Source organism: Nocardia sp. CA-107356 (assembly GCF_050946365.1).
In the GTDB taxonomy this organism is placed as follows: domain Bacteria; phylum Actinomycetota; class Actinomycetes; order Mycobacteriales; family Mycobacteriaceae; genus Nocardia.
The window spans coordinates 66951-90061 of sequence record NZ_CP191992.1; the positions used below are offsets into that span (position 1 = coordinate 66951).

The following is a 23111-nucleotide window of genomic DNA, read 5'->3' on the forward strand; positions in this document are numbered from 1 at the left end:
GAGCTACACCGGAACCGGAACCGACAGCAGCAGCGACGACATGACGCCCTCGGTCGTCACACCGTCCAACTCCGCCTCGGGCCGCAGGTGCAAACGGTGCCGCAGAACCGCCACCGCAACCGATTTCACGTCATCCGGGGTGACGTAGCCGCGACCGTTCAGCCAGGCGAAGGCGCGTGCGGCCGCCATCAATGCGGTTGCCCCTCGGGTGGACGCACCGTGCTGTACCGCGGGGGAGTTGCGGGTGGCCCGGCAGATATCCACCGTGTAGGCGAGCACCTCGGGGCTGATGGTGACCCGAGTGATCGCCGCCCGCGCCGCGGCGATATGCGACGGACCCGCGACCGGGCGCAGACCGGCGGCGACCAGATCACGCGGATCGAACCCACCGGCATGCCGCTGCAGGATGCGGAATTCGTCGTCGCGACCGGGCAATTGGATATCGACCTTGAACAGGAACCGGTCCAGCTGCGCCTCCGGCAGCGGATAGGTGCCCTCCTGCTCGATCGGATTCTGGGTGGCGACCACCACGAACGGATCCGGCAGCGGCCGCGGCTTACCGTCCACCGAAACCTGGCGCTCCTCCATCGATTCCAGCAGCGCCGATTGGGTCTTCGGTGGTGTGCGGTTGATCTCGTCGGCGAGCAGCAGGTTGGTGAAGACCGGGCCCTGTCGAAAGGTGAACTCGGTCGTATGCGGGTCGTAGATCTGCGAACCGGTCACATCACCCGGCATCAGGTCCGGGGTGAACTGGACCCTGGCGTGTTCGAGATCGAGGGCCGTGGCCAGTGCCCGCACCAGCAGCGTCTTCGCCACGCCCGGAACGCCTTCCAGCAGCACATGGCCGCGGCAGAGCAGTGCGAGCACCAGGTACATGATCGCGTTGTCGTTGCCGATCACCGCTTTGCCGATTTCGGCACGCAGCGCGGCGAATGCGGCGCCCGCCTCCTCGGCGGTGGGGGTGTGGTTGGTGTCCGTGCTGGTCATCCGACCTCCGCCTCTATCCATTCGAGTTGTGTGGCAACGAGTTGCAGGGTGCCCGCATCGGGTACCGGTCCGTACAGTGCAGCGCCGATCATGGCCGGATCGGCCCTGGTGCGTGCGGCGATCGTCGCGATCAGTCGATCGGGTGTGGCATCGGTGCCCACCCCGAGCATCGGGCGGATCCGGCGCAGCGTCGCGGCGCGCAGCCGGGCGGCGACGTGTTCGTGGTCCTTCGATCGGCGATACAGCGCGGCCTGGCCGTCGAGCAGTTCGTTCGCCGCCACCTCGACCGGCCGCGGCTCACCGACCAGCGCACCGCGGCGGCGGGCCCGCCACCACACCACAAATGCTGCGGCGATCAGGAATTGGAGTCCGCCGAAGGCCAGCGGTGCGGGCAGCCTGCCGAAGATGGAGTCCTCGCCCGCGCCGAAGCCCGAATCATCGCGGCTGTTATCCGGGTGGTGGTCGTGATGTTCGGTCGGCGGCGGCAGATCCGGCGGTGGGGGCTTGTGCGGGGTTGGCGCGGCACACGAATTCAGTACGGCGTAGAGCAGCACGGCCAGCGCGATGACGGCGAGCAGTGCGGCCCAGAATTTCGGATTGCGCAGCAGGTCGGGTAGCGGCGGAAGTTGTCTGCGGGTCTTGGTCTTTTCGGTGATCGTCGCCTCGACCGGTTCCGGTGTCGGCGCCGGTGCGCTGCGGGAGTAGCGGTCGGCATATTCGAGTCTGCGGTATTCGTCCTCGGTCGCGTGGCGGCCGCCGTAGACGACCTCGTCGAAACTGTGTGCGGCCGGATGTAATTCGGTCGCGGCCTCGAGTGGCAGCGCGGTCGTCGCATCGTCCGCGGTTTCCCGCGCGGTTCGCGAGCGGCGGACCTCCAGCATGCCGCGCTGTTCGAGGCCGCGCAGCACCGCACGGAACCGCTCGCGCAGCGCGATATCGAAATCGCGGTGCAGTGCGGCGTTCTCCGCGGCGTCGCGGTGGTCGTCCGCGGGCCCGAGTCGCGGCGGCGGCGGTGCCGCGGGCTCGCCCGATGCGCGTTCGGTGAAGTCCGGCCCACCGTTCATCGCTTTTCCGTTCCAGGAATCCGGATGTCCAGCCCCTCGCGACGGCACCGGCGATCCACATACGAGACCACCCGCGTCGCCGACTCGACGACCTCAGCGAAGGCGATGATCAACAGCGCCGCCGAAGTGAGCAGGACGATGACCTGCCAGCGATGGGTGCCGGTGAAATCCGCTAGGTACCATGGAATGCCGAACAGCGGCACGGCAATCGGGACCAGCAGCGCGCGGCAGGCCAACCAGAGACCGGTTATCGACGACTGCGCGCCCTCGACCAGCAGTTTCGAACGTGCGACCGCCCCGGAGTGCGTGGTCCGCTCGACGAAGATGACCGGCACCGCGACGAACCGTCCGGCCCGCAGATAGCCCAGCCAGATCAGCGCGAACGGATACGTGATGATCAGAATGCTGCCGCCGACCAGCACTCCGATGCCGACCAGGGTGTACATCACCTGGAACGCCAGCAGTGGAGCCGCGACGGTACTCACCCGGCCCAGTGCCGTGCGCCAGCCGATCGGGGATCCGGCAACCGTCGCCAGCCCGACCGCGACGGTCATTCCGCGCAACAGGAACCGCAGCGCCCAAGCGCAGGCCGCCGTGGCCAGGATCGCCGCCCAGGCGGTGCCCGCGTCGGAGCCGTCGGTCAGATGGGAAATCCCCCCGGTGACCGCGACGACCACCAGTTCGGCGAGGACAAGCCCGATCGCAGTGGTGCAGGCCAGCACGACGATATTCGCCTGGATCAGCGCGAACGGCTCGTCGAGGAGTTCGCGGAAGCTCAATGGGCGGATCGGCACCGTCGTTCCAGGGGACCCTGGTACCGGATCGTTCCCCGCCCCGACGGCCCCGGCCGACTCGGCGGCTGGTAGCACGCGGCCGAGTCTAGCCGTCGGCGACCCGCCAGGCGGGGCACAACTACCGATGGTGCGTCGGGTCAGCGCTCGAGCAAGCGGTCCACGACCTTCCGATAGCGCGCCGGGTCGACCGGCGGCAGGCCGAGCAGGGCGCGCAGATAGACACCGTCGCCGACCAACCGAATGATGTCGGCGTGCACCGGGTCGTCGATATCCTCGTCCAGGCCCTGCGACCAGCTGTCCATCATGTCGGATAGTGCCCGCTGCACCTCATCGGTCTCCGGACCGGACTTGGCGTCGATGGTGCGCATGGCCGCGACCATCGATCGGTAGAGCGCCAGTTCCAGTGCGTCCGAGGCATTGTCCGGATTCGGGGTCTGCAGATACCACTCGGCGACCGGCGTGCCCTTGGCGACGGCGGCGTCGAGTTGTTGTTCGGCGCGTTCGCCCAGTCGGCGCACCAGACCAGCGAGCAGGGTGTCCTTGCTCTTGAAGTGGTACAGCAGCCCACCCTTGGAGACCCCGGCGGCCGCGGCGACGTTCTCCAGGGTCACCTGGGACATCCCCTTCTCCAGTAGCAGGGATTCGAGCGCGTCCAAGATCCGGTCGCGAGTGTTTGCCGTCACCGCCCTCACTATACCGGCTGGACGGTAAGGTCGATTTACTGTACCGTCTGGACGGTAAGAAGACCGACGATGGAAGTCGAGAAGGCGATGACCACACAGATCGAGAAGGACAGCGGTGCCGGGCTCGCTCCGCCGCGCGCCACGGTGCGTGATTGGGCGGGACTGGTCGTGCTCGCGCTCGCCCTGCTGCTGCTCGCCGTCGACGCGACCGTGCTCGACCTCGCGGTGCCCGCGATCAGCGCGGAACTGGCACCGACCACACCGCAGCTGCTGTGGATCATCGACGTGTACTCGTTTGTCCTGGCCGGACTGCTGGTCGTAATGGGCAATCTCGGCGACCGGATCGGGCGGCGCCGACTGCTGCTGATCGGCGCCATCGGATTCGGACTCGCCTCGGCGCTGGCCGCCTGGTCGGTCGATCCGGAAATGCTCATCGCCGCGCGCGTGCTGCAAGGTGTCGCGGGTGCGACGCTGATGCCCGCCACACTGGGTCTGATCCGGTCGATGTTCCTGGATCCGCGGCAGCGCACGCTCGCCATTTCGGTCTGGGCCGCGATGGCCGGTGGCGGGGCGGCGGCGGGGCCGCTGCTCGGCGGCTGGCTGCTCGAGCACTACTGGTGGGGTTCGGTATTCCTGGTGAACCTGCCGGTAATGCTGGTGCTGCTCGCGGTAGGCCCGGCACTCATCCCGGAATCCCGCGACCCGCAGCCCGGCCGCTTCGATCTGCCCAGCGCGGCGCTGTCCATGCTGGCGCTGGTGCCGGTGGTGTACGCGCTCAAGGAATCCGCGGCGCACGGTATCAGTGTGCGGCCGTTGGTGATCGGTGCGATCGGTGTCGTCGCCGGTGTGCTGTTCGTGCGCCGACAGCGCGGTCTCACGCATCCGATGATCGACCTGAAGCTGTTCGCGCTGCCCAAGTTCCGCACCGCGGTACTCACCAACCTCCTCGCGGTATTCGCGCTGGCCGGTGTGCTGTTCTCCGGCTCGCAGTACCTGCAATTGGTGCTCGGACATTCGCCGATGCAGGCCGGACTGCTCCTGCTGCCCGGACTCGCGGCCAGTGTGCTGGCCTCGTTGGCGGCGGCATGGTTGGTTCGGGTGCTGCGTCCCGGACTTGTGCTCGGTGCCGCGCTGCTGCTCGCCGCGGTCGGTTCGGCACTGTTCCTGTGGCTGAGCCCGGATTCGGCGACCAGTACGGTGCCGTTCATCCTCGGATTCCTCTGCATCGGCGCGGGTGTCGGCGTGGCACTGACGGTTTCGTCCGATCTGGTGGTCAGCTCGGCTCCGGCCGAACGTGCCGGTGCGGCCGCAGCGGTGTCGGAGACCGCCTATGAGACCGGTATCGCACTCGGTGTCGCGGTGCTCGGCAGCGTGACCATGGCGGTATTCCGCGGCGGACTCGACCTGTCCCAGGTGCCGAGCGACCGGACCGGCGCGGCCTCGGAATCCCTCGGCGGCGCAACCGAATACGCACGTCAACTACCGGAATCGTTGGCGAATGGATTCCTGACGTCAGCACACGAGGCCTTCGTCTCGGGCGTCCACGTCAGCGCGATCGGCATGGCCGTGGTGTTGTTGATCGCTGCGGTCGTCGCGTTCCGGCTGCGCACGGCCCGCGCGTAATTCGGACCAACGGAATTGGCGCACGACGGCCTTCGTGTCCGACGTCTACGGTCGTGGTGTTGTTGATCGCTGCGGTCGTCGCGTTCCGGCTGCGCACGGCCCGCGCGTAATTCGGACCGACTGAATTGGCGCACGAGGCCCTTCGTGTCCGAGGTCTACGGTCGTGGTGTTGTTGATCGCTGCGGTCGTCGCGTTCCGACTGCGCACGGCCCGCGCATAATTCGGACCGACTGAATCGGCGCACGAGACCCTTCGTGTCCGACGTCTATATCGCCGCCGCGGGTACGGCCTTGGTGTTGTTGATCGGCGCTGTGGTTACCTGCCGCCTACCGACGGCTCGTGCCTAACTGCATACCCCGGTGGAGATTTCGCCCCTGTTCCGCACTCGGAGCGGGAGCGACGTCGTATCAAAGCCAACCGGTCTGGATCGACTCGCCGTCACAGGCTTCGTGCCGCCGTATGTTGCTGTCTCGGATTATCGCTGCTGACCAGCGGCTTCGATGGCCCGCCGTGATTGCTGTACGGTTCGGAACAGTTGTCCGGTTCCGTCTGTATGTCCGATATCGGATATACAGTGCGGATGCGGATATGCAGTACCGACCGGCTGATCCGGGTGCGGTCGTCCCGATCAGGTCGGTGTGACGCGGCCGCGCGCAGCGTGGGACTCGCCGAGTTGCCAATGTTCCGCTTCGGTCGGATCAGTGGTGGCGATGGTGGTTTCGGTGGTGAGCAGTCGGCCAGGGTTGTTCTTGGCGAGTCGCAGAGGCGAACGGCCTCGTTGACGGCGTCGCCGAAGACGGTGCCCCGGGGCGGGTGCTTCCGCAGGGCACGATGGAGGAACCGAAATCATGAGCGCGTCCGTCGCATCAGATGCCCCGGCACCGAGCGCCCACGCACTCGACGCCACGGCATCAGGTGAATTCGCAGCGTTGGAGCGCGCCGACATTGCCCCGACGACGCGGCCCGCGGCCACGCCGATCGCGGCGGTGAAGTTGCAGACGCTGGCGGTCAGGCGGTTTCGGATCGCGCAGGCACAGGACAGGGCCGCGCCCGGTGCGTCGTCGATGGCGCGGGCATACCGAAGACGGCCAGTGCTGCATCGCCCTCGAACTTGCTGAGCAGGCCGCCATATCGTTCGACCTCGTCGACGACGATGAAGAAGCTGTTGAGATGGCGACGATCTGGGTGGCGGGGCGGGTGGCGGTCATCGCTGCGGCACCGCGGAGCCGAGCGTTCAGGTCAGAATCGAACGACCGAAGACACCGATCCCGCCCGCCGCGAGGCCGCGGCCTCCAGCACCCGCGCGGTCACCGCCTGCTCCGCCTCGGTCCGCACCACGGGCCCCGCCGAGCCGCGCGCCGTACCCGCCCAGACCGATCAGCACCGCCAGTGCGCCATACAGCGGCGTGGCCGATAAGCACCAACTGCAGCGGCCCCGGCTTGGAGCAGCCCCGACCTCCGCCATGTGCCGTCACGATACGAAATGGGCACGGCTACCGATCGTAGGGAACAGCGTCAATCGTGCGGGGTGCTCGCCGAATTCGTTGTGCTGTTCGACGGGACCAATGGTGCACGTACCGACTAGTTGGCGGGTGGGAGCTCCCGTGGTCCGGGGCGGTTCTGGAGTTCGCCGCGATGCTGAGCCGACAACTCCTCATGCCGGTCGGCGGGCGATAGGCCGTAGCTCTGCTGCGCGGTCGCGTGGGGCAGGGCCGAGTAGCGTGCGGGCTGTTGGTAGTCCGCGTCGACGACATTGGCGGCGATCCGCTGTGCGTGCCACGCCTCGGCAGAGCCGGGCGGTAATTGGTATCCCGGCCCGGCGGCCTGAGTCATCGCCGGTGCGTGCGAATCCTGGGTATCCACGGTCACCTTGCGGGTGCGACGCAGGGTGAAGGTGATCTCCTCGACTTCCTCGAAGGCCTGCCGCGCAGTGCGCAGCGGGTGTGTGGCGGTGTCGATCGCATTGGCGACGAACGAGGGGACCAGCGGCCGGATCCAGCGGGCCGCGGTATCGGTGAACGGCACCGTGCCGATGATCGGAAGTTCCAGGCCACCACTGGTTTTAGGTGCGGTGGGCGCCTGCGCCGCGACGTACGGCCGCACCGGGCCAGCCCCGCTGGTCGGCGCCAGCGCGCCCGCGCTGACAGTGGCCGGTAGGTTCGGTGTCACGATGCCCTCCTGAGACACGGAGCTGTCCTCTCGGTCGCCAGCCGTTGCGGCTGGTAGTTCGCCACGACGCTGTTTTTCATCCAGGCGTCCCGGATCGGTGATGCCGATCTCCAGCCCACCGATGGCGGCGATGATCCGGGTGCGCTGGCGCTCCCGGTCGATGGCGGTATCGGCCTCGACGGCCAGTCGGGCGGCGGTCAATTGTTGTTCGGCACGCAGATTTTCGGCCTCGACCCGCACCTCGGCGCGCTTGACCGCGATGGCGGCGTCGGCGCTGCGTTCGGCGCGATCCTGCACGGTGTGGAAGGCAAGTCGCCGATCGAAGGTGGTCTCGCCGCGCCACCACCGCAGGATCAGCGGCAGCAGCGCGAGCAGGACGAAGGTGATGATGGTCAGCACCCGCAGCAGGAAAGCGCCCGCCGCGCCGGTTGTGTAGTCGTTCATCGCCACCCAGCGCGCGCCGAGGCCGCGATCGGCATCCGCGAAGGCGGCGGAACCCGCTGTGGTGACAGCCTTTTGGTCATCGGCGATGCGCTGATCCAGTCCGACGACCCGACCCTGCGCCGCGGCCAACTGCTTACGGGCGTCGTCGAGCATTTCGTTGGCGGTCTGCGATTCGGGTCCGCGGCCCGGCACACCGGTGATCCTGGTCTGCGGGCATTCCGGTGTCGGGTTGTATTCGCACCGGGCGATCACCAGCGCGTGATCGATATCGGCCTGCGTCTTGGCAATCGACTGATCCAGCGCGGCGCGATCGGCCTCGGCACGGTCGAGTTCGGTGCGCGCGGTGACCACCGCGGGGGCGGAATCGACCGCGCGCTGCGCCTTTTCATCCAGCAACCGGTCGATAGTGCCGCCGAAGAGCACCGTCGAGGCGAGTTCGGCGACCAGCACACCGGCCAGGACCGCGACCGCGATCCGTCCGGCGAGGCCGCGGCGATCGGGCCCGCTGGCGGGTCGTCGGGTCGTCAGCGCGCGGGCCACCGCACCGGTCAGTACTGCGACGACGAGCGCGACGAGGACGATCGCGAATAAGGGCATGGCATCGGCCATGGTCAGTGCGAGGGTGGTGACCACACCGGCCACGGTCGCGAACAGCAGTACGACCGCTCCACTTACGGCATACCCCGCCCGCTCGTGCCGGTCGTTCAGTTCTGACCCATCCTGCTCGCGCCCGAGACCTCCGCCGAGCCAGGTGAACAAGCCGGTGACTGTCATGGGATCCCACATCCTCTACATCCCAGTCATGGTGGCTGCACCGCTAGCGACTGCTTGCCGGTCGCTGGAAGACGATCAGCCGAACTGTCACAGATTCGTTGTCACAGCGTGACAGGCGCGGCCGCGACACACCGAGCAAGGAACCGGGGATGTGGTCAGGCTCACAGAAGTGGGCCGCCCGCCCGGACTTGTGCGCGCGCTCACGCTTAATCTGACCTAGGTGATCGGATCGGAACGGCCAGCGGACGGGGTGTTGGGGATGTTTTTCCGAGGCTCGGCAAGGGTTTTGGTGTGCGTGGCTGCGGCACTGTTGGTGGCTGCCCCTGATAGCCGCGCGCAAACACTCGACGACGACCCGTCTTTGGATCGCATCGTGGCGTTGGTGACCGAACGCCTCGATACCGCCGACGCCGTCGCCGCGGCCAAATGGGCGAGCGCCGCGCAGAACGGCGGCGAACTCTCGATCGACGATCCGGTGCGCGAAGCGCAGGTATATGACGCGATGGCGCGCCTCGGGGCCGAGCGCGGGCTGCCGGAAAGCTGGATCCGCCAGGTGTTCTCGGGGCAGATCGAGGCCAATAAGATCGTTCAGCGCGGTTTGGTGACCCGTTGGCGCTTCGATCCGTCCGCGGCGCCGAGCACACCGCCGGATCTGGCCGCCGTGCGCCCGGTGATCGACCGGGTGAATGTGGAGATCGTCGACCAACTCGCCCTGCGCCGCGCCGAGCTCACCGGACCGAACTGCGCCGAGCGCCTGGCATCGCCAGTGTTCGGGGTTCTGACCTCGGGACGGGCCGACGCCTTGCATCAGGCTGCACTGGTTCGGGCGGCCGCCGCACTGTGTGGTCCGTAGGCACTGCGGGTTCTCGGTCTGGTGTGACGCAGATCTCAAAGTCTCCGCGATAGCGCGCCGAAGGTCGGAAATGTGTCGTAAAGCACTCGAATTCGATTGCTGGAAATGTGCTGAATCCCACAGAATGTAAAACAGTCCGGACGGTCGGATCAGGTTGTGTGCTCGTCACGCCCCTGTCGGAAATCTCTCAATAGGCCCGCTGGCCAGTTAGCCACCGCGGATCGGGTTTGCGCCGTGTGAAGCAGGGGAAATCCACTTCGATGCAGGTGAGCGCCGGTTCTCGCGTGCGCTGTGCGCCGCGGCGCGGGTCCTGGGCGTCCGTTGTCGCTGGTTGGCACGGGGTGCCAAGGGGATCGATACCACCGTGTTCGCTGCTTTACACTGGACAACGCGCACACGTGGAGGACCGATTGAAGAAGCCCAGCTAGACCTAGTTATTAGCACGACCTAAGTTGGTTGGGCCCAGGACCTGACTTATCGTTTGCTCTTACGCCGAACACAGAATGTTCGGCACTATCGCCCGCTCGGACTCGGCGAATCCGGTGCCCAAGCGTAGCGGGCGAGCACCCGCGCGGAGGTAAGGAACACGTAAGCGTTCCGTTACCGACGAGCACCCCTACGTCACAGCAGCGGGTGGACAACTGGAGACGTGACTGCACGAAGAAGACCATCAGCGCGGCTGGTTTCACAACGTACGGGCGCAGTCTCGACGGAGGCAATCGACGAAAGGCCCCTTTCCCATAGGCCGATTCATCGAGGCCGACTTTCTTGAAGGCAGAGGCATGACGCAACTTCCTGGCCACAGGTCCCCCGGACCCATCGGGCTCTACGACCCGGCGAACGAACACGACGCCTGTGGTGTCGCATTCGTCGTCGACATGCACGGCCGCCGCAGCCGCGACATCGTCGACAAGGCTATTACGGCTCTGTTGAACCTGGAGCACCGCGGTGCCGCTGGCGCCGAACCCAACAGTGGTGACGGTGCGGGCATCCTGATCCAGATTCCGGACCGGTTCTTCCGCGCCGTGGTTGACTTCGAGTTGCCGCCGGAGGGCTCCTACGCCACCGGTATCGCCTTCCTGCCGCAGGCCCGCCGCGAGGCGACCAAGGCCGCCTACGGTCTGGAGCGCATCGTCGAATCCGAGGGCCTGACCGTCCTCGGCTGGCGTGAGGTGCCCACCGACGAGTCCACCCTCGGTGCGCTGGCTCGTGACGCCATGCCGACCTTCCGCCAGATCTTCATCGGCTCCCCGAAGGGTGCTGCCCAACAGCTGTCGGGCATGGACCTGGAACGACGGGCCTACGTCGTGCGCAAGCGGGTCGAGCACGAACTCGGCAAGGCCGGCGCGGGCGAAGGTGCGGTCGGCAAGGAGTCGGTGTACTTCCCGAGCCTGTCCGGTCAGACCTTCGTCTACAAGGGCATGTTCACCACGCCGCAGCTGCGCGCGTTCTACCTGGACCTGCAGGACGGCCGGATGGAGTCCGCGCTCGGCATCGTGCACTCCCGGTTCTCCACCAACACCTTCCCGTCGTGGCCGCTGGCGCATCCGTTCCGCCGGGTCGCGCACAACGGTGAGATCAACACCGTCACCGGCAACGAGAACTGGATGCGGGCCCGCGAAGCGCTGCTGCGTTCGGATGTCTTCGGCATCGACGAAGCCGGCAACAACCGCCTGCAGAAGATCTTCCCCGTCTGTACCCCGGGGGCGAGCGATACCGCGCGCTTCGACGAGGTGCTGGAACTGCTGCATCTCGGCGGCCGCAGCTTGCCCCACGCGGTGCTGATGATGATTCCCGAGGCCTGGGAACGCAACGAGAACATGGACCCGCAGCGGCGGGCGTTCTACCGCTACCACTCGATGCTGATGGAGCCGTGGGACGGCCCGGCATCGGTGTGCTTCTCCGACGGCACCGTGGTCGGCGCGGTACTCGACCGTAACGGTCTGCGTCCCAGCCGCATCTGGGTCACCGATGACGGTCTGGTTGTGATGGCCTCCGAGGTCGGTGTCCTCGACATCGATCCGGCCAAGGTGATCAAGAAGGTTCGGCTGCAGCCGGGCCGCATGTTCCTGGTGGACACCTCGCAGGGCCGCATCGTCGGCGACGAGGAGCTCAAGAGCCAGCTGGCTTCCGAGCACCCGTACCAGGAATGGCTCGACGCCGGTGTGACCAAGCTGGTCGATCTGCCCGACCGCCCGCATGTGCACATGTCGCACGATCGCGTACTCATCCGTCAGCAGATCTTCGGATACACCAATGAAGAGCTGAACCTGCTGATCTCGCCGATGGCCAAGACCGGCGGCGAGGCGCTCGGCTCGATGGGCACCGACACCCCGATCGCGGTGCTGTCCTCGCGCCCCCGACTGCTTTTCGACTACTTCTCCCAGCTCTTCGCGCAGGTGACCAACCCGCCGCTGGACGCGATCCGCGAAGAAGTGGTGACCAGCCTGCGCCGGGCCCTCGGCCCGGAGGCCGATCTGCTGCACCCCGGCCCGGAGTCCTGCCACCAGATCACCATTCCGCAGCCGATTCTGGACAACGACGAGCTGGCAAAGCTCATCCACATCAACGACGACGGCTCGCATCCGGAGCTGCGTTCGGTGGTCGTGCACGGTCTGTACCCGGTGAAGAAGGGTGGCAAGGGCCTGCGCAAGGCACTCGAGGCCATCAACACCCAGGTCTCGGCCGCCATCGAGGGCGGCGCGCGGATCATCGTGCTGTCGGACCGCGAGTCCAACGAGAAGTTGGCACCGATCCCATCGCTGCTGCTGACCGCATCGGTGCACCACCACCTGGTGCGCGAGCGCACCCGCACCATGGTCGGCTTGGTTGTGGAAGCCGGTGACGCCCGCGAGGTGCACCACATGGCCATGCTGGTCGGTTTCGGTGCGGCCGCGATCAACCCGTACATGGCCTTCGAGACCATCGAGGATCTGCTCGAGCGCGGCGGGCTGCAGATGCCCGGCAGCACCGGCGATCTGGCCGCCGACTACCGCAAGGCCGTCGCGAACTACAACAAGGCCGCGAGCAAGGGCGTGCTGAAGGTGATGTCCAAGATGGGCATCTCCACCATCGCCTCCTACACCGGCGCGCAGCTGTTCCAGGTCATCGGCCTGTCGCAGGAACTGGTGGACGAGTACTTCACCGGTCTGCGTTCGCACCTCGACGGCGTCGGCCTCGACGAGATCGCCGCCGATGTGGCGGCCCGGCACACCGTGGCGTTCCTGGAGAACCGCAACGAGCGCGCGCACCGCGAGCTCGAGGTGGGTGGTGAATACCAGTGGCGGCGCGAGGGCGAGTACCACCTGTTCAACCCGGACACCGTCTTCAAGCTGCAGCACGCCACCCGCAGCGGTCAGTACTCGATCTTCAAGGAGTACACCAAGCTGGTCGACGATCAGTCCGAGCGGCTGGCCTCGCTGCGCGGCCTGTTCAAGTTCAAGAGCGGTGAGCGCAAGCCGATTTCGATCGACGAGGTCGAACCGGCCAGTGCCATCGTCAAGCGGTTCTCCACCGGTGCGATGAGCTACGGCTCCATCTCGTCCGAGGCGCACGAGACCCTTGCGATCGCGATGAACCGACTCGGTGGACGCTCGAACTCCGGTGAGGGCGGCGAGCATCCGGCCCGCTTCGAGATCGAGGAGAACGGCGACTGGCGGCGTTCGGCGATCAAGCAGGTTGCCTCGGGTCGCTTCGGTGTCACCGCGCACTACCTGACCAACTGCACCGATATCCAGATCAAGATGGCGCAGGGTGCGAAGCCCGGTGAGGGCGGCCAGCTTCCGGCGCACAAGGTGTACCCGTGGGTCGCCGAGGTGCGGCACTCGACGCCCGGCGTCGGTCTGATCTCGCCGCCGCCGCACCATGACATCTACTCGATCGAGGATCTGGCGCAGCTGATCCACGATCTGAAGAATGCGAACCCGCAGGCGCGGATTCACGTGAAACTTGTTGCGGAGCCCGGCGTCGGCACGGTCGCGGCCGGTGTGTCGAAGGCACATGCGGACGTGGTGCTGATCTCCGGTCACGATGGTGGCACCGGTGCTTCGCCGCTGACCTCGCTGAAGCATGCGGGTGGTCCCTGGGAACTCGGCCTGGCCGAAACCCAGCAGACGTTGCTGCTCAACGGACTTCGCGACCGCATCGTCGTGCAGGTCGACGGTCAGATGAAGACCGGCCGCGACGTGATGATCGCCACGCTGCTCGGCGCCGAGGAATTCGGTTTCGCCACTGCGCCCCTGGTGGTCTCGGGCTGCATCATGATGCGGGTCTGCCACCTCGACACCTGCCCCGTCGGTGTCGCGACGCAGAACCCGGTACTGCGCGAACGCTTCACCGGCAAGCCGGAATTCGTCGAGAACTTCATGCTGTTCGTCGCCGAAGAGGTCCGGGAACTGCTGGCGGAGTTGGGCTTCCGCACCCTGGACGAAGCCATCGGCCGGGTCGATATGCTCGACACCTCGCAGGCCAAGGCGCATTGGAAGGCCAGCAAGCTGGATCTGTCGCCGATCCTCGACGATGTCGAGACCGCATTCATGCGCCAGGACAGGTACTGCACCAAGACCCAGGACCACGGCCTGGACAAGGCGCTGGACATCCAGCTCATCGCGCAGAGCGCCGATGCGCTCGAACGCGGCCAGGCGGTGAAGTTCGAAACCAAGATCACGAACGTGAACCGCACCGTCGGCACCATGCTCGGCCACGAGGTGACCAAGCTCTACGGTGGCGCCGGCCTGCCCGATGACACCATCGACATCACCTTCACCGGCTCCGCGGGCAACAGCTTCGGCGCGTTCGTCCCGGCAGGCATCACGCTGCGGGTGCAGGGTGACGCGAACGACTATGTGGGCAAGGGTCTTTCCGGCGGCCACCTGATCGTGCGCCCATCGCTGAACGCACCTGCCGACTTCGTCGCGGAGCAGAACATCATCGCGGGCAACGTGATCCTGTTCGGCGCCACCAGCGGCCAGGCATTCATCAACGGTGTAGTCGGCGAGCGGTTCGCCGTGCGCAACTCGGGCGCCACCGCGGTGGTCGAGGGCGTCGGTGACCACGGCTGTGAGTACATGACCGGTGGCCGCGTAGTCATCCTCGGTGAGACCGGCCGCAATTTCGGCGCCGGTATGTCCGGTGGTGTCGCGTTCGTCTACGACCCGAACGGCACCTTCGAGGCCAAGCTCAATCCGGAGCAGGCCGATGCCGTCGAGCAGCTCGTCGGTGACGACTTCACCTGGCTGCGCGACATCATCACCCAGCACCGTGACCAGACGGGTTCGGCTGTCGCCGAGCGCATTCTGAGCGACTGGTCACAGCAGGTGAACCACTTCGTGAAGGTTATGCCGCGCGAATACAAGAAGGTTTTGCTCGCGATCTCCGAGGCCGAGAAGAACGGCACGGACGTCGACGAGGCGATCATGGAGGCGGCACGTGGCTAACAGGAGTGTTCAAAGATGTCGACGAGGCGCTGTGACCATTCGGGGGCGGCACGTGGCTGACAGGAGTGTTCTAAAGATGTCGACGAGGCGCTGTGACCATTCGGGGGCGGCACGTGGCTGACCCGCAAGGATTTTTGAAGACCACCAAGCGGGAGCTGCCGACGCGTCGTCCGGTTCCGCTGCGCCTGATGGACTGGAAAGAGGTCTACGAGGAGGGTTTCTCCCACAAGACCTTGCAGACTCAGGCCAGCCGGTGCATGGACTGCGGTATTCCGTTCTGTCACAACGGCTGTCCGCTGGGCAACCTCATCCCCGAGTGGAATGACCTGGTCCACAGGGGTCAGTGGCGTGAGGGCATCGACCGGCTGCACGCGACCAACAACTTCCCGGAGTTCACCGGGCGGCTGTGCCCGGCGCCGTGCGAGGCGTCCTGCGTCCTCGGTATCAACCAGGATCCGGTGACGATCAAGCAGGTCGAGGTCGAGCTCATCGAGAACGCCTTCGACGAGGGCTGGGTGACCCCGGTCTACCCGACCCGCCTCACCGGCAAGAAGGTCGCCGTCGTCGGTTCCGGTCCCGCCGGTCTCGCTGCCGCGCAGCAGCTGACCCGCGCCGGTCACACCGTGACCGTCTTCGAGCGCGCCGACCGCATCGGCGGCCTGCTGCGCTACGGCATCCCGGAATTCAAGATGGAGAAGCGCTTCATCGACCGCCGCCTCGCGCAGATGGAGGCCGAAGGCACCATCTTCAAGACCGGTGTGAACGTCGGTATCGACATCACCGCCGGTGAACTGCGCGCGCGGTTCGACGCGGTCGTACTCGCCGGTGGCGCCACGCTGGCCCGTGACCTGCCGATCCCCGGTCGGGATCTGGACGGCATCCACCAGGCGATGGAGTTCCTGCCCTGGTCCAACCGGGTGCAGCTCGGCGACGATGTCACCGATGAGAACGGCCTGCCGCCGATCCACGCGAAGGACAAGAAGGTCGTCATCATCGGTGGCGGTGACACCGGCGCGGACTGCCTCGGCACCTCGCACCGGCAGGGTGCGGCGAGCATCCACCAGTTCGAGATCATGCCGCGGCCGCCGGAAGAGCGTGCCTCCTCCACCCCGTGGCCGACCTACCCGCTCATGTACCGGGTCTCCTCGGCACACGAGGAGGGCGGCGAGCGCGTGTTCTCTGTGAACACCGAGCGTTTCGTCGGCGCGGACGGCAAGGTCACCGCGCTGGAGGCGCATGAGGTCAGGATGGTCAACGGCCGCTTCGAGAAGGTCGAGGGCACCGAATTCACCCTCGAGGCCGACCTGGTGCTGCTGGCCATGGGCTTCACCGGACCCGAAAAGCCGGGTCTGCTCGAAGGTTTGGGTGTCGGCTACGACCAGCGCGGCAACGTCCAGCGTGATAAGAACTGGGCGACCAACATTCCCGGCGTCTTCGTCGCCGGTGATATGGGCCGCGGCCAGTCCCTGATCGTCTGGGCCATCGCCGAGGGCCGCGCTGCGGCCTCCGCGGTCGACAAGTTCCTGGAAGGCGAGACCGCGCTCCCCGCGCCGATCGCCCCGACGGCAGTCGCCCAGCGCTAGAACCTCTCTCTTACCGGAGCGGATAAGGGCGCCTGTGGACTCGAGTCCACAGGCGCCCTTGCTTGTGTGCCCGAGTCTTGTTGTCGGTGACGGGAATCGGACACGGCCACCAGTTCGAATGGCGCAAGTTGTGGTGTTGCCTTATTGTGATCTTCGGCGTGGTGCGTGATCTTGGGATGTGGTCGCGTCGTGCATGTCATACCGGCGGGTGACTCGCGTTCACCCGACGTGCACTGGACCGACATCCGCCGAGGTCAGCATGGTTGGCGAACGACTGTCGGCGCTTGCTCTCGCAAGGGGCAACGGTTTTGAACTGGAGCAATATGCGGTTGAAGAAAGTTGCCGCCGTACTCGGTGCGTGCGCGGCTGTTACATCCGGCGTGGTCCTCGGTAGCGGTTCGGTAACGGCCGATCCGGGGTGCCCGAGCCTCTACGTGGTTGCCGTTCCCGGCACCTGGGAGACCGGAAAGGATAAGACGCCGCAGCCCGGTATGTTGTCCGGCGTCACCAACGGTCTGCCCAGGTCGGTAGACGTCGACTACGTGACGTACGCCGCGACCGCATTCCCTTGGGAAGGCGATGTTTACGGTGCGTCCAAGAAGGAAGCGACCGACCGGGCCCGTGACCTGGCGACCGCGATGGTGCAGAGCTGCGGCGGCACCAAGATCGCGCTTCTCGGCTACAGCCAGGGTGCGGATGCCGCGGGTGATCTCGCGGCCGAGATCGGCAGCGGCCTCAGCTCGATTCCGGCGGACCGGATCGCGGGCGTCGGCCTGATCTCCGATCCGCGCCGTTCGCCCACCGACATTCAGGTCGGTCCGGTCGCACAGGGTGGGGGTGCCGGTGGCGCTCGGGTCGGCGGCTTCGGCTGGCTCAGCGATCGCACCCGCACCATCTGCGCGGTCGACGATCTCTACTGCGCCACCGCTACCGATGACTTCGTGACCCGGTTCGCCGGATTCCTTGCGCAGACCTCCGAGGCGAACCCGGCGAACATCTGGCGCTACCAGCTCGAGGCGGGCGCCATCATGAACGACCTGATGTCGCGCGGGGGTGTCCCGACGCTGCAGTCGCAGCTGACCGACTCCGCGAACGAGCAGCGGGCCAAGGATCTGGAGCGGTTCTACAAGTCGCAGGCGCATACGCTCTACGGCAGCTACCCGGTGGGCGGCGGACAGACCGCTATCAGCTGGATGCACAACTGGATCGCGGGCATGGCCTGATACCCAGGCGGTAGTCCCAAGGCAAAAGCGAAGGCCACCCTTCCTGTTCGGAGGGGTGGCCTTCGCTTGTCCAACGGGTCTGGGCTGCTAGCCGGCCGAGCCGGTCGACGGCAGGGCTGGCGGCTGCCAGGGCTGCCACGGACCATCGTGCTGATCGTCGGGGCCGCGGTGATGGTGATGACGGCGGCCATCGTGGTCGCCGCGTGGTCCGTCCCAGTCCTGACCGTCGATATCGGTGCCCTGCAACGGAATCTGGTCTGACGCTGCTTGAACCGTCGGCGCGGACGAATCGGGCGCGGCCGCGGATGCGGTGACCGCGAGTGCACTGAGCGGAACTGCGGCCAGGGCGCCTGCGATCGCAACGCGAGCGAACCCCCGCCTGAAGGAGGTCGATGTCTTGGAGAGCAAAACGGTTCCTTTCCTCGGACCGTGAGTCGCTGGTGCGGCGGCTCACCGGACCCATACAAGGCTCCGTCACTGGGACTGCGGTGCGACTCGTCTGGCAGTCGACTGTGAATGACCGAGTCTGTGAATAACCGTCAGGATCGCTGTGAGATGTTGCGTGGCAACAGATCCCAGACGTGCCCGTTCTCATTGATGGTGGCCGCGGTGCGGCGGCCGCTGCGGGAGAACAGGATTCGGGTGATCGAGCAGTAGTCGATCGGGAAGGTCAGCGGCCGTACCAGGCCCAGCACGTCCTGCAGGATCACATTGATCACCCCGCCGTGCGCGAAGACGGCCACCGTATCGGCGGGATCGGTATGGGCGGCGATCGAGGTGACAGCGTCGCGCACCCGCGTAATGAAGGCCGGTCCGTCGATCTGCTCGGGCAGATGCCCGGACTTGATCCGCTCATAGACGGCGTGGAATTCGACCTTGGCGTCCTCGATCGGAATGTAGGCGGGCAGATCCCGATCGTATTCCGCCAGGTCATCGATGACGTCGACCGCGAGGCCCAGCTTCGCCGCCGTCGGCTCGGCCGTCTCCCGCGCCCGCCGCTGCGGACTGCTCACGATCCGGCTGATCCGATGCTGACTCAATGCCGCGGGCACCCGCTCCGCCTGCTCCACCCCAACCGGCGCCAATTCAGGATCCGCGCGACCACCGGTGGTCAGCACCCGCACCGGCTGAGCATGACGAACAAGAATCAACTGCACCCCGCCCACTCTGCCGTATGCCGGTCGGGTTCTGTCCCCGGGGCATCGGTGCGTTGTGACTCGCACACTTCTGGCGGGTCGAGAATGTCGACGGACGGCCAGTGGTCCATGTATACGAACTCGACCCGGCTACTGACGTGTACGCGCTCACCGGCATTCATCATGAGCAACCGAAGCTGAGCGTGCCGTTCGACATCGACAGCGACCTGACCGGTATCGACCGGCTGTAGATTCGCCCAGCTGTCACCCGAGGGTGCCGCCGCAGCCGCACGCGCCGCAGGACGACCTCGACGACGAACTGCTGCTCGCGGCCGAGGTGGCTTCCGAACGCACCGCCATCTGGGCGTCTGTCGGAAATACCGAAACGGCCCGGCTCGCGAGCCGGGCCGTTGTCGTATGGTTTCGCCTACTGCTGCTTCTTGCGCTGGGTCAGCAGGTAGATGCCGCCGACGATCAGGGCGATGACGACCAGGCAGCAGATGCCGCCGATGATCAGCCCACTGCTGCTCTTCTTCTTTTTCTTGGCCGTGAACTCCATCGCCGACGACAAGGTGTCCGAGTTGGTCCAGGTGTCCGCGCTCGCCCACACCTGCGGGTCCAGCAGAGTGGTGTTGGTCAGCAGGTCAAGATACATATGCATCCCCATAGTTGTAGGTACCGGCCTCCTCCCGGGGCCGAATTATCAAGGTTAGCGGGCGATTACGGCATATGGAACTTTTCGGTACTGCAATCTTTCATAGTGAGCCCCTCGGCGGTGCGATGCTCAGCGCGGCTTCACCAAGGGGAACGGCAGCGTCTCGCGAATACTGCGGCCGGTGATCAGCATGACGATGCGGTCGACGCCCATCCCCAACCCGCCGGTCGGCGGCATCGCATGTTCGAGCGCCTGCAGGAAGTCCTCGTCGAGCTCCATCGCCTCTGGATCGCCGTTGGCCGCCAGCATCGATTGTTCGGTGAGCCTGCGCCGCTGTTCGATCGGATCGGTGAGTTCGCTGTAGGCCGTACCCAATTCGACGCCCCAGGCGACCAGATCCCAGCGCTCGGTCACGCCGGGGATGCTGCGGTGCGCGCGGGTCAGCGGGGAGACCGAGGTGGGGAAGTCGATATAGAAAGTCGGCTCCTGCGTTTGGGATTCGACCAGATGCTCGTACATTTCCTGCACGACCTGTCCGGCGTCCCAGCCGTGCTGATAGGGCACCTGCGCCTTATCGCAGAGTTCGCGCAGTTCGTCGAGTGTGGTCTGCGGTGTGACCTCGCTGCCCAGCGCCTCGGATACCGCGCCGTGCACGGTCTTCACCGACCACTCACCGGAGATGTCCACCTGTTCGAAGGAACCGTCCGGATTGGGGCGCAGTGCCACCATCGCACCATTGGCCGCCAGCGCGGCGTCCTGAATGAGCTGGCGGGCCAGGTGCATCATGCGCTCGTAGTCGGCATGCGCCTCATAGGCCTCGAGGCTGGTGAACTCCGGATTGTGGCTGAAGTCCACACCCTCGTTGCGGAAGTTGCGGCCGATCTCGAACACCTTCTCCATGCCGCCGACGCACAGCCGCTTGAGATACAGCTCGGGTGCGATCCGCAGATACAGATCCAGGTCGTAGGCGTTGATATGGGTGAGGAACGGGGTCGCGTTGGCGCCGCCGTGCACCTTCTGCAGGATCGGGGTCTCGACCTCGAGATATCCCCAGGCGTTCAACGAATCTCGGAGGGAACGCACCACCGCGGTGCGCTTGGTCAGCACCTCGCGGACCTCCGGATTGATCGCCATATCGACGTAGCGCTGGCGCACCCTGGCCTCGGGATCGGACAGGCCCTTCCACTTGTCCGGCAACGGGTGCAGGCATTTGCCGATCATCCGCCAGTCTGCCGCGAGCAGGGAGAGTTCGCCGCGGCGACTGCGGCCGATCTGACCGCTGACCTCGATCAGGTCACCGAGGTCGAAGAAGTCACCGAATTCGGCGCTGCGCTGCGCACCGACCCGATCGCGGTCGATGACCAGCTGGATATCGTCGGTCCAGTCCCGGACCACCGCGAAGATCACGCCGCCGTAATCGCGGATGCGCAACAGCCTGCCGCATACCCGAACCGTGGTGCCGCGCGGTGAACGACGTGCTGCCGCAACGGTATGCGTCGGGGGATAGGCGACCGGATAGGCATCGATGCCTTCGGCACTGAGCCGGTCGAGTTTGTCCATGCGCACCCGCACCTGCTCCGGGCGACGTGGCAGCTGTTCCGCGCCGACGATATTCGGCAGATCCGGCGGGCTGCCGTCGGCGTGCAGTCCGGTAATGCCCGTGGGTACCGCGCTGTGCAGACCGGTGTGAGTGATGGTCTCGGGGTCCTTGCCGAAGCGCGGCAGGAAGCCCTCGGCGAGCGCACTGGCCATGGCGACCCGGGGTAGCTGCCTGCGCTCCTCGAACAGGAAGAACCGTGGCACCCAGTACGGCTGATACTTCACATTCGACCGATACAGCGCCTCCAGCTGCCACCAGCGCGAAAAGAACAGCAGCACACCGCGCCACAGGCGCAGCACCGGACCTGCGCCGATGCGCCCGCCCTCCTCGAAGACCGAGCGGAACACCGCGAAGTTCAGCGAAACCTTGGTGATGCCAAGCTGTTCGGAGGTCAGTGCGAGCTGGGAAATCATCAGCTCCATCACGCCATTCGGGCCGTGCGGATCTCGGCGCATCAGCTCGAGTGAGGCACCGGTGCGGCCCCACGGCACCAGCGACAACATGCCGAGCACGCGCTCCTCGGGTTGGGATGCGGCCGAAGGTTGTCCGTTGTGGCTGGTGGTGGGCTGGCGGGTGAGCTTCACCGCCTCCACCAAAAGGCAGTCACCATCCAGCGGATCGCCCAACCGCCCGAGCGCCATCGAGAAGCCGCGCTCGGTTTCGGTGTCGCGCCAGGCATCCGCGCGGGCGATCACCTGTGGGAATTCCTCGGCCGAGATATCGCGATGGCGGCGGATCCGAACGGTGATCCCGTGCTTGCGCAATCGGTTCGCGGCCTGACGGACCTGTTTCATCTCCGGGCCCGCCAGCGAGAAGGTCCTGGTGTCGAGGATGGCCTCGTCGCCGAGGCGCAGCGCCGAGAGTCCGGCCCGCCGGTATGCTGTCGCGCCGAGCTCGCTGGCGCCCATGACTGCTGGCGCCCAACCGAATTGGTCGGCCAGTTGCAGCCAGGCGTCGATCGCCTGCGGCCAGGCCTCGCGGATGCCGATCGGATCGCCGCTGGCGAGGCAAACGCCCAACTCGACCCGGTAGGTGAGCGCGGCCTTGCCGCTCGGCGCGAAGACCACGGCCTTATCGCGGCGAGTCGCGAAGTATCCCAGCGAATCCTCGACATCGGAGCGTTCCAGCAGACCGCGGATCGCGGATTCGTCGGTGCCGGTCATCGCATTGCCCGCGCGTTGCGAGCGCAGCAGGATGACCACCGCGGCCAGCAATGCGATGGCGCCGAACAGACCGAGCAGGAAGTTGACGAACGGACGTGGGTGGCCGTCGAAGTGTTCGTTGTCCACCAGCACCGCGGCGGTCACCCGATAGACCGACCACAGCGGCCGCTGCACGCCCTGTGGCAGCGAGCCGGGCAGCAGCTCCACCAGACCCCAGCCGAGCAGACAGCCGACCGCGAGGCCACCGGCCAGCACGCCCAACGCCTTCCAGCCCGCACCGCGGCGCACCTTGGTGTAGAACTCGCGCCAGGACGCGAGCAGCACGCCGATCGCGACGATCTGCACCACCGCGGCCACGAGCGCGTTCATATCGCCCTCGTCGGCGAATTCCAGGGCGTTCGCCAGTGCATAGAGCGCGGTATAGCCGAGCAGCAACCACCAAGCGATCCGCTTGCGGCTGGCCGTCGCCCCCGCGAGCAATCCGACCACCAGTGCCCATACGAGGCTGGTGTCCGGTGCGTCGAAGTAGTACAGGTCGATATAGCGACGCGGCACATGTGTCAGGTACCGCAGTCCGGGCGAGAGGCTCCACAGGAAGCAGAGCACGGCGAAAACGCCGAGGAGCAGACCCGCGATATGCGGGACCTCGCGCAACCGTCCGTGTCCGCGATGCGGAACCGGTGGTGCCGGTCTGTCCGAGGGTGGTTCGGTGTCGATGTGTTGCCGGGCGTGCGTGGTGGTCACAGCACCAGTGTGTACGGTGCCGCCGTACTGGTGCTCGAAGACCACCCGGGCATGTCGGTGTTTCATTCGTGACACCTCCTGGGCGCTCCGTGGTCACGCTGCGCTACCGCTGCCCGGCCCGTCGCTCGCGTCGCCGGTATCGGCGCGTCATTCATGCGTGTCAGCTGTCAGAGCGGGGGTT

16 protein-coding genes are annotated in these 23111 nt (G+C 66.4%); 7 read left to right on the forward strand and 9 right to left on the reverse strand.

The window, feature by feature from the left end; all coding sequences use genetic code 11:
- Nucleotides 1-3 precede the first annotated feature (3 nt).
- The 4 genes from ACQP1G_RS00305 to ACQP1G_RS00320 form a co-directional block, all read right to left on the reverse strand.
- Nucleotides 4-987 carry an AAA family ATPase gene (locus ACQP1G_RS00305; RefSeq protein ID WP_433197188.1) on the reverse strand — a complete coding sequence of 328 codons (984 nt, stop codon included), beginning with the start codon at nt 985-987 and terminating at the stop codon, nt 4-6.
- Complete coding sequence (locus ACQP1G_RS00310; RefSeq protein WP_433197190.1) at nt 984-2051, reverse strand: DUF4129 domain-containing protein; 1068 nt, start codon at nt 2049-2051, stop codon at nt 984-986. The genes ACQP1G_RS00305 and ACQP1G_RS00310 overlap by 4 nt, the downstream gene beginning before the upstream one ends.
- Nucleotides 2048-2920: a hypothetical protein gene (locus tag ACQP1G_RS00315; RefSeq protein ID WP_433197192.1), complete on the reverse strand. Its 873-nt coding sequence runs from the start codon at nt 2918-2920 to the stop codon at nt 2048-2050. The genes ACQP1G_RS00310 and ACQP1G_RS00315 overlap by 4 nt, the downstream gene beginning before the upstream one ends.
- 62 nt (nt 2921-2982) lie before the next feature.
- Entirely contained in the window at nt 2983-3528 is a 546-nt protein-coding gene (locus ACQP1G_RS00320; protein ID WP_433197194.1) for a TetR/AcrR family transcriptional regulator, read from the reverse strand.
- Between the two features lie 87 nt (nt 3529-3615).
- Here ACQP1G_RS00320 and ACQP1G_RS00325 point away from each other — a divergent pair, with 87 nt between their 5' ends.
- Nucleotides 3616-5151 (forward strand): MFS transporter, encoded by a 1536-nt coding sequence (locus ACQP1G_RS00325; RefSeq protein WP_433209468.1) that lies wholly within the window; start codon nt 3616-3618, stop codon nt 5149-5151.
- A 1234-nt stretch (nt 5152-6385) separates the two neighbouring features.
- Here the strand turns inward: ACQP1G_RS00325 and ACQP1G_RS00330 are convergent.
- Both ACQP1G_RS00330 and ACQP1G_RS00335 read right to left on the reverse strand, forming a co-directional pair.
- Nucleotides 6386-6616, reverse strand: coding sequence for a hypothetical protein (locus ACQP1G_RS00330; protein ID WP_433197196.1), 231 nt, complete (start codon nt 6614-6616; stop codon nt 6386-6388).
- Nucleotides 6617-6732: 116 nt separating this feature from the next.
- On the reverse strand, nt 6733-8538 hold the full coding sequence (locus ACQP1G_RS00335) for a DUF4407 domain-containing protein (protein ID WP_433197198.1): 1806 nt from the start codon (nt 8536-8538) through the stop codon (nt 6733-6735).
- A gap of 295 nt (nt 8539-8833) precedes the next feature.
- On the opposite strand from ACQP1G_RS00335, the gene aroQ reads away from it, so the two are divergent.
- The 5 genes from aroQ to ACQP1G_RS00360 all read left to right on the forward strand — a co-directional run bounded on the left by aroQ (nt 8834) and on the right by ACQP1G_RS00360 (nt 17893).
- Complete coding sequence (gene aroQ, locus ACQP1G_RS00340) at nt 8834-9391, forward strand: gamma subclass chorismate mutase AroQ (protein ID WP_433197200.1); 558 nt, start codon at nt 8834-8836, stop codon at nt 9389-9391.
- 782 nt (nt 9392-10173) lie between these two features.
- Nucleotides 10174-14826: a glutamate synthase large subunit gene (gene gltB, locus ACQP1G_RS00345; protein ID WP_433197202.1), complete on the forward strand. Its 4653-nt coding sequence runs from the start codon at nt 10174-10176 to the stop codon at nt 14824-14826.
- Between the two features lie 113 nt (nt 14827-14939).
- Nucleotides 14940-16409: a glutamate synthase subunit beta gene (locus ACQP1G_RS00350; RefSeq protein ID WP_433197204.1), complete on the forward strand. Its 1470-nt coding sequence runs from the start codon at nt 14940-14942 to the stop codon at nt 16407-16409.
- 323 nt (nt 16410-16732) lie between these two features.
- Nucleotides 16733-17632, forward strand: a complete 900-nt coding sequence (locus ACQP1G_RS00355) for a cutinase family protein (protein ID WP_433197206.1) — start codon at nt 16733-16735, stop codon at nt 17630-17632.
- A 66-nt stretch (nt 17633-17698) separates the two neighbouring features.
- Nucleotides 17699-17893, forward strand: a complete 195-nt coding sequence (locus ACQP1G_RS00360) for a hypothetical protein (RefSeq protein WP_433197208.1) — start codon at nt 17699-17701, stop codon at nt 17891-17893.
- A 278-nt stretch (nt 17894-18171) separates the two neighbouring features.
- On the opposite strand, the gene ACQP1G_RS00365 is transcribed toward ACQP1G_RS00360, so the two are convergent.
- The gene (locus ACQP1G_RS00365; RefSeq protein WP_433197210.1) at nt 18172-18789 is read right to left on the reverse strand and encodes a histidine phosphatase family protein; all 618 of its coding nucleotides are present in this window, start codon (nt 18787-18789) and stop codon (nt 18172-18174) included.
- Nucleotides 18790-18890: 101 nt separating this feature from the next.
- On the opposite strand from ACQP1G_RS00365, the gene ACQP1G_RS00370 reads away from it, so the two are divergent.
- A complete protein-coding gene (locus tag ACQP1G_RS00370; protein ID WP_433197212.1) occupies nt 18891-19019 on the forward strand; it encodes a hypothetical protein in 129 nt (42 codons plus the stop codon).
- A 176-nt stretch (nt 19020-19195) separates the two neighbouring features.
- Here ACQP1G_RS00370 and ACQP1G_RS00375 read toward each other — a convergent pair whose 3' ends face one another.
- A complete protein-coding gene (locus ACQP1G_RS00375; RefSeq protein ID WP_433197214.1) occupies nt 19196-19429 on the reverse strand; it encodes a hypothetical protein in 234 nt (77 codons plus the stop codon).
- A 123-nt stretch (nt 19430-19552) separates the two neighbouring features.
- Nucleotides 19553-22930 carry a bifunctional lysylphosphatidylglycerol synthetase/lysine--tRNA ligase LysX gene (lysX, locus tag ACQP1G_RS00380; RefSeq protein WP_433209471.1) on the reverse strand — a complete coding sequence of 1126 codons (3378 nt, stop codon included), beginning with the start codon at nt 22928-22930 and terminating at the stop codon, nt 19553-19555.
- Nucleotides 22931-23111: the final 181 nt, after the last annotated feature.

Coding starts and splice junctions, on each gene's coding strand:
- ACQP1G_RS00325 (WP_433209468.1), top strand. CDS start 3,616: ATGACCACACAGATCGAGAAGGACAGCGGTGCCGGGCTCGCTCCGCCG.
- ACQP1G_RS00305 (WP_433197188.1), bottom strand. CDS start 987: ATGACCAGCACGGACACCAACCACACCCCCACCGCCGAGGAGGCGGGC.
- ACQP1G_RS00310 (WP_433197190.1), bottom strand. CDS start 2,051: ATGAACGGTGGGCCGGACTTCACCGAACGCGCATCGGGCGAGCCCGCG.
- ACQP1G_RS00375 (WP_433197214.1), bottom strand. CDS start 19,429: ATGCATATGTATCTTGACCTGCTGACCAACACCACTCTGCTGGACCCG.
- gltB (WP_433197202.1), top strand. CDS start 10,174: ATGACGCAACTTCCTGGCCACAGGTCCCCCGGACCCATCGGGCTCTAC.
- ACQP1G_RS00355 (WP_433197206.1), top strand. CDS start 16,733: ATGCGGTTGAAGAAAGTTGCCGCCGTACTCGGTGCGTGCGCGGCTGTT.
- ACQP1G_RS00335 (WP_433197198.1), bottom strand. CDS start 8,538: ATGACAGTCACCGGCTTGTTCACCTGGCTCGGCGGAGGTCTCGGGCGC.
- ACQP1G_RS00330 (WP_433197196.1), bottom strand. CDS start 6,616: ATGGCGGAGGTCGGGGCTGCTCCAAGCCGGGGCCGCTGCAGTTGGTGC.